Below are 10,901 nucleotides of genomic sequence, written 5' to 3' on the forward strand. Positions count from 1 at the left end.
TCCGCGGAATGCATAAGGAGACCGAAGGAGGAACGAAAGATGGCCGCCCGCAAAATCTTGCCGATCGCCGAACCGGACATTACTTCCTATGCCCATTTCGCCTTTTTTCTCTCGGTGCTGTACACGGACACGGATTCGCTTCGCTGGGTCTACAACCATTTCGTCCAACTGTTTATGAGGGGCTCCCTTGATGGCAGCTTGATGGTGGATTATTACACGAACAATCCGGACGACCACCATTACATTCCGAGTCTAGCCGGCTCGCCGCGCCTCGCCCGGAAGATGATTCAGCGGTGCTTTCCGCGCTTCGCCGATTTCGTCCGGAGCGCCATCGAAGACGGCTACTATGTGACGACGTTCGTGAACGATTTCTATATCCCCGGCACCGTCGCTTACCAGAACCGATCCAATCCCCACAGCATCTTCCTATACGGCTTCGACGACGAAAGCCGGACGTTCCAAGCGACCGCCTTTTTATCCAACCAGCGCTACGGCGTCACATCGGTCGGCTACGAAGACCTGGAACGGGCATTCCACGGATTCGAACCGGCTGACGAGTTTCACTACACGGCCTATACCCACTTGTACAAACTGAACGAAAGACGGAAGTCGTCCTGCGAATTTCACGTGGGGTGGCTGATGAAGCAGCTGGAGGATTACCGGCATGCCGCGCCTTCGAACCGGGTGAAGGAGCGGTTCGAGGTTGAAAACTCTCCTCCCCTCGTATGGGGAATGGAGATTTACGACTGCCTGCTTCGCCAAATCGAGCGCCACGTCGCCCGGGAAATCAACCTCGATCACCGTCCCTTCTACGTGCTGTGGGAGCACAAAAGAATGATGAACCGCCGCTTCGCCTACATGGAGCGGCAAGGCTACTACGTTGTCTCCCCGGAGGCGGCCGAGGGCTACCGGAACGTAGAACAGTCCGCCTTGGTGACTCGCAACCTGATCTTGAAATATTGGATGACCTTGGACAACCGCTATCTGGAGCAGCTCGCCGAACGGTTGATCCGGCTGAAGGACGAGGAAGCTGTCGCGATCGAACGGCTTCTGGACGAATATGGGACCTCGCACCGGATGGGGGGGATGTGAGCCGCGGCAGCGCACATCGGTCATGCGGCATCGGCGGCTTCGCACCGTTCTGCGGTCTCCCTATTAAGCTAAACGTTTTTCGAAAAGGAGAGGAAGGAAAATGAGCTTGGATGCGCTGGAGATTCGAAAAATATTGGCGAGCGGGAAATGGGATAAGGAAAAACGGTTTTGGTCCGAGCTGCTGGGCGGAGACCGGGAGTTGACCCGTTTTCCCGAAGATCGCCGGCTTGCCGAATCGTCTCCTTCCGATATGCGCCGGTGGCGGACGACGTTCGGTCCCGCCTTGTCCGGCAAGGTCAACGCGATCTCGGGCGGTTCGGATATCGCCGCTTTCCTCGTGCTGCTAAGCGGCGTTCAGCTTGTAGCGAGGCTATACGCGCACGCTTCGGAAGTGCTGCTCGTAACGCCCGTTTTCGATGGGAATGAACAAGGGGAAAACCGGGTCAACGATCTGCTCCTCATTCCCTTCGCGCCGAATGCGGAACGTTCCTGCCGGGACAATCTGAACGCGCTCAAAGACCGCCTCGCCGACATTCTGGATCATCAGAACTACCCGTTCTCCCAACTCGTGCAGGACCGCGGTTGGGGCAATGCCGACGAAACGGGGGGCTTCCGTGCTCCGATCGCCGTCGGCAGCGGGCGGCTTCACCCTGACGGATCGCTTGCGGGAACGGAGGCGGAGGTCGTTTTCTGGTTCGCGGAGCGGGAAGGCGATTGGGAATTGGAAGTTCGCTGCAACCCCAGTCGTTATTCCGACGAATTCGCCCAAACCGTCGCTTCCCGGCTTGTGCTGGCGCTGGACCGTCTGCTGTCCGACCCGGATGCGCCGTTGCGCGAACTGAACATGCTCGATCCGTCCGAATGGGATACGGTCGTCCGGAGCTTTAACGATACGGCCGGTCCGTTCCCCCGGGACTTGACGCTTCACGGCCTGTTCGCGGCCCAAGCAGCCAGGACGCCGGACGCTGTCGCGGCCGTTTTCAAAGACGAAACGATCACGTACCGGGAGCTGGACGAAAGCTCCAACCGCTTGGCCCGCGTACTCCGGAAGGCGGGCGTCGGGCCGGAAACGCGCGTCGCCTTGATGTGCAGGCGATCGTTCGGCATGGCCGTCGGCGCGTTAGGCATCCTGAAGGCGGGAGGGGCTTACGTCCCGATCGATGCTTCTTGGCCCAAACGCCGGGTTCAAACGGTTCTTGAACAAGTAGAGGCCCGTTATATCGTCACCCAGAGGCATGTGATCGCGCCGCTGGCCGACCTGCTCTGGCGGATTCCCTCTCTGCGGCACGTCGTGCTTCTGGACGAGGACGGCGAGCAGCCGGACGTTATCCATCCGGACCGGGAATCGATCGTCCGGATGTTCGACGATTTGGCGGCAGCGGCCACGGACCGGGTGTCATCCGGAGGGTTCGTCAGCTCCTACACGGGTCTGAATTTCACGGAAGAAGAAGTGGACGAGTACCGGGACAGGGTGATGGAGCTTGCGGCGCCTTACGCCGGCGAAGGCAAATCCGCGCTGGAAATCGGCTGCGGCTCCGGTTTGATCCTGTTCGGATTGGCCGGAAGGTTCGGGGAATACACGGGGCTCGATCCTTCTCCGTTAACGCAGGAAAGAAATCGCCTGCGTTTGGCGGAGGAAGGTTGGGACGACCGGCGAATCCGGCTGCTGACAGGCTTCGCCGACGAGATCGCCGGCATGCCCGACCACGCGTATGATGCCGTATTGCTTCCGAGCGCGATCCAGTTTTTCCCTGATTATTTCTACCTGGCGCACGTGCTCCGGGAGGCGGTGCGGGTCGTTCGGCCGGGAGGAGCCGTCATCGTGGCCGACGTGCCGGACGAAGAGGCCAAAGAGGAGTTCCGGGCTTCGCTGGAGGAGTTCAAGCGGAATCACGGCGCCTTCTACAAAACCCGAACGAACCTGGACCAGCATTTATATGTCCATCAGGACTTTTTCGAGAGCTTCGCCGGCATGTATCCCGGTCTTCGCGCGGAGGTCCGCAAGCGGACGACCGGATTCAAAAACGAACTCCGTTATCGGTACGACATCGTTCTAACGAAAGAGGAGCCGGCGAACGCGGATTCAGATCGTGCGAAAGACGGAAGAATCCGCTTCTATACGAAGCTCCACCTGGGACGGGAGGAAGACGCCGGACTTCCGGCTTCCTCGGATCCGTCGGCAACGGCCTACGTCATCTTTACTTCGGGTTCGACGGGAACGCCCAAAGGCGTCGTCGTGTCCCATCGACCGGTCGTCAACGTCATCGACTGGGTGAACGGCACGTTCGGCGTAAATGAGCGCGACCGCTTGTTTTTCATCACGTCGCTGTGCTTCGATCTGTCCGTCTACGACCTGTTCGGGATATTCGCAGCCGGAGGGGCGGTCGATATCATTCCGGAGGAAGACGTCCGCAGGCCGGAGACGTGGCCGCAGCGGATGGCGGCGAGCGGCATCACGATTTGGGATTCCGCGCCCGCCGCGCTGGCCCAGAGCATGCCCTGCTTCGCGAAGCACGCGGAGGCCCCGGCGCCGGCGAGGCTGTTCCTGCTCAGCGGGGACTGGATTCCGCTGCAGCTGCCCGGGCAGCTCAAGAGCCTGTTCCCGGGTTGCCGGGTAGCTGCGCTGGGCGGCGCGACGGAAGCGAGCATTTGGTCGAACTGCTATGAAGTGAACGAGATCGATCCGCAGTGGCAAAGCATTCCGTACGGCAAGCCGATCCGAAACGCCAAGTACTATATTCTGGACCAAGAAAGGAAGCCCTGTCCGATTGGAGCGCGCGGGGAACTGTATATCGGGGGAGAATGCCTCGCCAGCGGATATCATGACGAGAAATTGACCCGGGAACGTTTCCTCCCGGATCCGTTCGAACCGGACGGAGGGGCGCGGATGTACCGGACGGGAGATCTGGCCAAGTGGCTGCCGGACGGAAACATCGAGTTTCTGGGCCGCGTCGACCACCAGGTGAAAATCCGCGGCTTCCGGGTCGAGCTGGGGGAGATTCAAGCGAAGCTGCTCCGCCATCCCGACATCGCCCAGTGCGTCGTCCTCGACTGTTCGGACGGTTCCGGCCAGAAAGCGCTTTGCGCCTATTATGCCGGGGCAGCCGAGCTTCCTTTCCGCGAGCTGCGCGATTATTTGAGCCAGGATCTGCCGGGTTACATGATCCCGTCGTATTTCGTCCGGGTTCCGGCCATTCCGGTGACGGCGAACGGCAAAGTGGACCGGGCGGCACTTCCCGATCCGTTGACCCGTGTCCGATCCGACGCGGAATACGAGCCGCCGGCCAACGAGATCGAGGAGGAACTGGTCAAGATTTGGCAGGAGCTGCTGGAGATCGAGATCGTCGGCGTAAACGACAACTTCTTCGAGTTGGGAGGGCATTCGCTTCTCGCCGTCAAGCTGGAGATCGAAATGGAGCAGCGGGGACTCGCCATTTCCCCCGAGGATTTTCAACAATGCTATACGATACGGGACTTGAGCCGGTACACGACCAGAACCCTCGGGGCGGAAACCGCGGGATAAGGGAGCGGCCAAGCGTGAACGAAAGGAGTGACCGATGATGCCGAATGCGGCGGCGGTTGGGTTGATCGCGATCGGAATCGGCTTGGCAGGCTGCTTGGCGGGGATCGCGTCCGCATGTGCGGGAATACGCTCCGGCAAACGGTTGCTTCAGCAACCAGGCCCGCGCAGCGGCAAGTCCCTGCTCCTTGCGGCCGGAATATACGGCTGGCTCGGCTATTGCATCTACGGCGCCGGGCAGCTGTTCTCGCCGCCGGAGGTTTCCGCCGCCGAGTACTGGCGGGACGCTTCCTTTGCGGAAATCGCGCTTGCCGGCATGGCATTCGCGCTCGCGCTCCTGTTCGGCGCTTATGTCGCCCTGACGTCCCGCTATTCGAGGAAAGGAGAACGCCCTTATGTCACGCTGCTGCTGCTCAGCGTCATCAGCGGTTTCGGCAACGCGTCGATGATCTTCGTCGTCAATGCCGCGATTGCCTTGACCGGGAGCGCCAGGCTGGCGTTGCTGCCCTATTTCGTCCTGGGCATGCTCCTGTTCGTCTGCGGTCAACGGCTGCTCCGGTTCCGGTTGATCCGAATGACGAACGGCATGGTATACGACAAGCGCATGGAAATTCTCGACGCGATCCTGGGCGCTCCTTACGAGAAAGTCGAGAGACTCGAGCGGGGGAAAATCGAAACGAGCTTGAACAACGACACGGAAATCGTGAGCGCATTCGCCAACAGGCTGGTCAGCATAGGAACGTGGACGGTGACGATTATCGCCGGCTTCGTATACCTGGCGCTGCTCCATGGGCCGGGGTTCCTGCTGTCGCTCGCGGTCGTGGCGGCCGCTTCGGGCGCTTTCTACGCGATTCTGCGTTCGGCCGACAAGCTCTGGGAACAGACCCGGGACATCCAGAACGTCTTTTTCAAATTGATCCACGACCTCATATACGGCTTCAAAGAGCTGTACCTGCACCGCGGCAAGGCGCGCGATTTCCGCGAGGAAATGGGAAACCGCTGCGCCTCTTACCGCGACAAGCGGATGAAGGCGGAGGGCAAGGTCGCGGCCGTCATCGTCGTCGGCGACCTGCTGTTCGCCGCCGTCATCGGGTCGGTCGTGTTCGCGTTTCCCTTGCTGTTCGCCGGCATCGGGACGGATGAATTACGCAGCTTCGTATTCGTGTTCCTGTACATGGCGGGTCCGCTTACTTCGATTCTCAATTCGTTGCCGGAGCTGTTCCAGGCCAGGATCAGCTGGAGGCGGCTGAAGAGAATGTCGGAGGAACTGGCTGCCCTTCGGGGGAGAAGAACGGCTCCGGAAATCTCGCTGGAGGAAACCGGTCTTGCCCTGCGGCTGGAGAACGCCGTTTACGCATATGGAGGCCACGAGGAGGAGCAAGCGTTTGCCGTCGGCCCGATCGACCTCGAACTCCGTTCGGGCGAACTGATCTTCATCGTCGGCGGGAATGGAAGCGGCAAGTCGACGCTGGCCAAGCTGATTACCGGCCTCTACGAGCCGAAAGACGGTACCGTGACTTTGAACGGCAAGCGGCTGCATGCGGGCGACATCGGCGATTACGTGTCCACCATTTTCAGCGACGCCTACCTGTTCGACCGCCTGTACGGAATCGATTTCGCGGCCAAGGAACGGGAGGCGCAAACGTACCTTGCGCTGCTCGGCCTTCAGGATAAGGTCAGCATCCAAGACGGGCGCTTCAGTACGACCCGTCTCTCGACCGGCCAGCGCAAGCGGCTGGCGCTGCTCGTCAGCTATTTGGACGATAAGCCGATCTGCCTCTTCGACGAATGGGCGGCCGACCAGGACCCGGAGTACCGGGAGTTTTTCTACACCTCCCTGCTGCCGGATCTGAGAAGCCGAGGCAAGTGCGTCATCGTCATTACCCACGACGACAGGTATTTCGGCATGGCGGACAGGCTGATCAAGCTGGAAATGGGGAAAATCGCGTGAAGCTCTTTTGTTTGCCGTATGCCGGCGCCTCGGCCGCGATCTACATGAAATGGAAAAGGGCGCTAGCGCCCGGCATCGAGTGCGTTCCCCTCGAACTGGCGGGAAGGGGAATACGGTCCGGCGAACCGTTTTACGCGGGCATGAAGGAGGCGGCCGATGACGCGCTGGAGAAGCTGCTGGCCCAAATCGACTCCCGTTCGCCTTACGCGGTATTCGGCCATTCGATGGGCGCGATGATCCTCTTCGAGGTTTGCCTCCTGCTGCGGGACGGGAAGTTTCCGCCGCCTGCCGCCCTCTTCTTCTCGGGCCGGCCCGCACCGGATTTGCCGCGCGCGGCCGTGCCGATTCACAAGTTGCCGGACCGCGAGTTCGCGGAGCGCATCCTCGAGATGGGGGCGACCTCTCCCGAGGTGTTTGCCCATCGGGGATTAATGAACGTTTTCGTGCCGATCCTGCGCGCCGACTTCCGGCTGGTCGAAACGTACCGCTACGAGGAGAAGGGACTCCTGCCGTGGGAGCTGACGATTCTGGCCGGCTCGGAGGAACAATGGTCGGACGAGGAGCTGGAAGGCTGGAGACGCCGCACCTCGGCAGGCTGCCGGATCGTGCGCCCGCCTGGCGGCCATTTCTACTGGCAGAACGGCCCGGATCCCGATTGGCTGCCCGGATTTCTGGAGCAAGCGTTACGGAAGGCGTACGGGGAGAAGAGAAATTTCGCTTAGGATTCGCGCGGACCCGGCCGCGGCCGATGCCGCCGCCGGACCAGTGGGGAGGAGTTTAACATGAAGCCGTTCGGCAATTTGGCGGATGTGCTGGAATTCGGCGCCGCAACCGGGAAGGGCATCGTGTTTATCCATAAGAAATCGGAAACCCGCATGACCTACCGGGAGTTGTACGACCGGGGCCTGGCCGCCGCCGCGCGATTGCGCGCCGGGGGCTGCCGCCCGCGGGACGAGATCGTCATCCGGACCGAAGACCCGCAAGCATTTGTGACCTCCTTCTGGGGCTGCATTCTCGGAGGGTTGATTCCGGTTCCGCTGGCGGCGGGAGGCAGCGAGGAGCATCGGGCCAAGCTTCGCCAGGTTTGGGCCCGGCTCAATCGTCCCCGCCTGCTGGCGGATACGGACGACTTCACGGCTGAAGACGAGCCTTGGCGCCTTGAGGGCGGCTTTCTTGCCGCCGAGGTGTTGGCCGAGGAAGGCGAGGCTCCGCTCGCGCATGCGGAGCTGCCGTACCGGCCTTCTCCGGAGGAGATCGCCTTCGTTCAATTCTCGTCCGGATCGACGGGTGAACCCAAAGGGGTTGTTCTGACCCATTCGAACCTGCTTTCCAATCTGGGGGCGATCGTCGCTTGCTCGGGGACGACGGATCGGGACTCCTCCCTGAGCTGGATGCCGCTGACGCACGACATGGGGCTGATCGGCTTCCATCTCGCCCCGATTTATGCGGGCATGGAGCAGTACCTGATGCGGCCCTCGCAATTCATGCTCGATCCGATGCTTTGGCTCGCGAAGGCGCATGAGCACCGGATTACCTCGCTCGCCTCGCCCAACTTCGGCTATCGGCATTTTCTCGCCTGTTTTAAACCCGAGGAAGCGCAAGCATGGGACCTTGGCTGCGTTAGGCTGATCTTTAACGGGGCGGAGCCGATTTCCGCCGGGTGGGCCGGCCGTTTCCTGCGGGAAATGGAGCCTTACGGGCTGTCTCCTTCCGCGATGTTTCCGGTGTACGGACTGGCCGAAGGCACGCTGGCCGTTACGTTCCCTCCCGCGGGCGAGGGATTGACGTCCGTGCGGCTGTCCCCGGATTCGCTCCGGATCGGCGGCAGCGTCAGACTGGCGGATGCGGAGGACGAGCGGGCGGTAACTTTCGTGGACGTAGGAACCCCTGTGGCCGATTGCGAAGTGCGGATCGCCGGGGAAACGGGCGATCCGCTGCCCGAGGGCAGGATCGGCCATATCCTCATCCGGGGGAGAAACGTCACCTCCGGCTACTATAACGCGCCGGAAGCGAGCGGGCAGGCGATCGGCCCGGACGGATGGCTTCGCACCGGCGATATCGGGCTGATGCGCGGAGGAAGACTGGTCATCACGGGCCGCCATAAAGACATCATTTTCGTCCGCGGGCAGAACGTCTATCCTCACGATCTCGAAACGCGAGCGGAAGCGGTCGAAGGGGTGGGGTACGGCAAAGCGGCCGCATGCGGCGTACCGAGCTCCGATTCGGGAGAAGACGAGATCGTGGTGTTCATTCAGCACAAGGGCGGTCTGGAGAAATTCGCCGCATTGGCCGAACGGCTTCGGCGCCGGATGAACCGGGAGACCGGGCTCGATGTCGGCCGCGTCGTGCCGGTTCGCCATCTGCCGCGGACGACGAGCGGCAAAATCCAGCGTTATAAGCTGGTCGAGCGGCTTGTCTCCGGAGAATGGGACGGCGTGCTGGGCGAGCTGGAGTCGCTCCGGCACTCGGAAGAGACGGCAGCGGCGCGGTCCGGGGCGGCCGACGCAGACACCGCGCATCCGGACATGCTGCGCATGTTGACCGTATGGCGGGAGGCGCTCGGGACGGGGAGCGTCGGGCCGGACGATCATTTTCAAGAGCTGGGGGGAAATTCGTTAAAGGCTGCGCTGGCGCTGACAGGCATCCGCAGGGAATGGGGGGCGGAGCTCGCCCCCCGCGATCTGTACGACTGTCCCACTCCCCGGCTTCTCCTGGAAAGGCTTCGAAGCGTTAATGCCCGCGCGGCGGCGGAATGGGATTCGTTGCCGGAAGCGCCGCGCCGGGAGGATGGCCTATATCCCGCGTCGATCGCGCAGCGAAGGATGGCGCTCGCGGAACAAGCCCTTGGAATGGGCTGCGCGTATCACATCCCGGTCGCGCTCGCGGCCGACGGCCCGCTGGATGCGGACAAGCTGCGGGCCGTTCTGCAGGAGCTGACGGACCGGCATGAGACGCTGCGCACGTCATTCCGGTGGGAGCGCGGAGAGCTCGTTCAGCGCATCCATCCCGCGGGCACCGTCGGGGCGGATTTCGAGGTGATCGATTGCGGCGGGCGTTTTCCCGATCCGGTTCATGCGGATGACGCGGCGTTTCGGGACGCGTTCGAGCCGTTCGATCTGTCGCGCGCGCCGGCGATGCGGGCCCGCTTATGGACCGACGGGAAAGAGCGCCATCTCCTGATTCTCAACGTTCACCATATCGCGTCGGACGGAATCGGCATGAACGTGCTGACCCGAGAGTTCGCGGCGCTGCTGAACGGGGATCGGCCTGCGCGTCCGAAGCGGCACTACAAGGATTATGCGCACTGGGAGCGGGACGCGGGCGAGGCACTTCGGAAGCCGGACGATGAAGCCTACTGGCGGGAGGAGCTTCGGTCTCCGATTCCGGCCTTGGAATGGCCGGATGCGGCCGCCAGACCCGCCATAAGAACCTATCGGGGCGGCACGGTTCGCGCGGAGCTGCCCGCGGAAACGGTTCGAGCCTGGGAACTCCAGGTCCGCCGCGATGGATCGACGATCGCGTCGCTTCTGCTCGGCTTGCATGCTTTGGCGGTGCATCGATATACCCGCCGGCCGGAGATGTCCGTCGGCTTATTGCTCGCCGGCCGAGCGCATCCCGATACCGCGGAAATAGTCGGCATGTTCAACAACTACGTCCCCATCCGGCTGACGGCGGACTCCGGCGCTTCGTTCCGCGATTTCCGGCGCTTGGCGCAAGACAAGCTGTGGGAAGCGCTGCGCCGGTCGGGCGTGCCGTACGAGCGATTGATCGAGCTTTCGGGGCAGCGGACGGACCCCTCCCGCAATCCGCTGTTCGATACGATGCTCGTGTATCACAATCAAGCGGAATCGGCATCCGTCCGCTTCGAGGCCGGCGGATGCCGGTTCGTCCAGCTTCCGGCGGAGACGGGAACGGCGAAGCTGGATCTGAAGCTGGACGTATACCCGGAGCCGTCGGGCTCGCTTACATGCGTGTGGGAATACAACGAGCGCCTGCTTCGCCGGGAGACGGCGGAGCGGCTGGCAGAAGGCTTCGCGCGGCTGGCGGAGTCGGCGCTGCGCGATCCTTCGGCGCGGCTGGCGGACCTGGAATGGATGACGGACGGGGAGCGGCGGCAGGTCGTGGAGGGGTTCAACGACACGGAGGCGCCGTATCCGGAGCAGCTGACGCTGCCGGCGATGTTCCGGCAGCAGGCGGAGCGGACGCCGGACCGCGTCGCGGCGGCGTTCGCGGAGGAGACGCTGACGTACCGCGAGCTGGACGAGCGTTCCGGCCGGATCGCGCGGGCGCTGCGGGAAGGGGGGCTGGCGCCGGAGGAGCCGGTCGGGCTGATGGCGG

At 62.5% G+C, this 10,901-nt stretch carries 5 protein-coding genes; all 5 read left to right on the plus strand.

The window, feature by feature from the left end:
• The first annotated feature begins 39 nt into the window (after window positions 1-39).
• On the plus strand, window positions 40-1,092 hold the full coding sequence (locus GE107_RS05185) for a hypothetical protein (RefSeq protein ID WP_219638457.1): 1,053 nt from the start codon (window positions 40-42) through the stop codon (window positions 1,090-1,092).
• 100 nt (window positions 1,093-1,192) lie between these two features.
• Entirely contained in the window at window positions 1,193-4,615 is a 3,423-nt protein-coding gene (locus GE107_RS05190) for a non-ribosomal peptide synthetase (RefSeq protein ID WP_219638459.1), read from the plus strand.
• 34 nt (window positions 4,616-4,649) lie between these two features.
• Entirely contained in the window at window positions 4,650-6,563 is a 1,914-nt protein-coding gene (locus GE107_RS05195) for a cyclic peptide export ABC transporter (RefSeq protein WP_219638460.1), read from the plus strand.
• Entirely contained in the window at window positions 6,560-7,285 is a 726-nt protein-coding gene (locus GE107_RS05200) for a thioesterase II family protein (protein WP_219638462.1), read from the plus strand. The genes GE107_RS05195 and GE107_RS05200 overlap by 4 nt, the downstream gene beginning before the upstream one ends.
• A gap of 60 nt (window positions 7,286-7,345) precedes the next feature.
• Window positions 7,346-10,901: condensation domain-containing protein (locus tag GE107_RS05205; RefSeq protein WP_219638464.1), on the plus strand; the 3,556-nt coding region annotated here is incomplete at its 3' end.

This window comes from Cohnella sp. CFH 77786 (assembly GCF_019400745.1).
Taxonomy (GTDB): domain Bacteria; phylum Bacillota; class Bacilli; order Paenibacillales; family Paenibacillaceae; genus Cohnella.

Coding starts and splice junctions, on each gene's coding strand:
- GE107_RS05185 (WP_219638457.1), top strand. CDS start 40: ATGGCCGCCCGCAAAATCTTGCCGATCGCCGAACCGGACATTACTTCC.
- GE107_RS05190 (WP_219638459.1), top strand. CDS start 1,193: ATGAGCTTGGATGCGCTGGAGATTCGAAAAATATTGGCGAGCGGGAAA.
- GE107_RS05195 (WP_219638460.1), top strand. CDS start 4,650: ATGATGCCGAATGCGGCGGCGGTTGGGTTGATCGCGATCGGAATCGGC.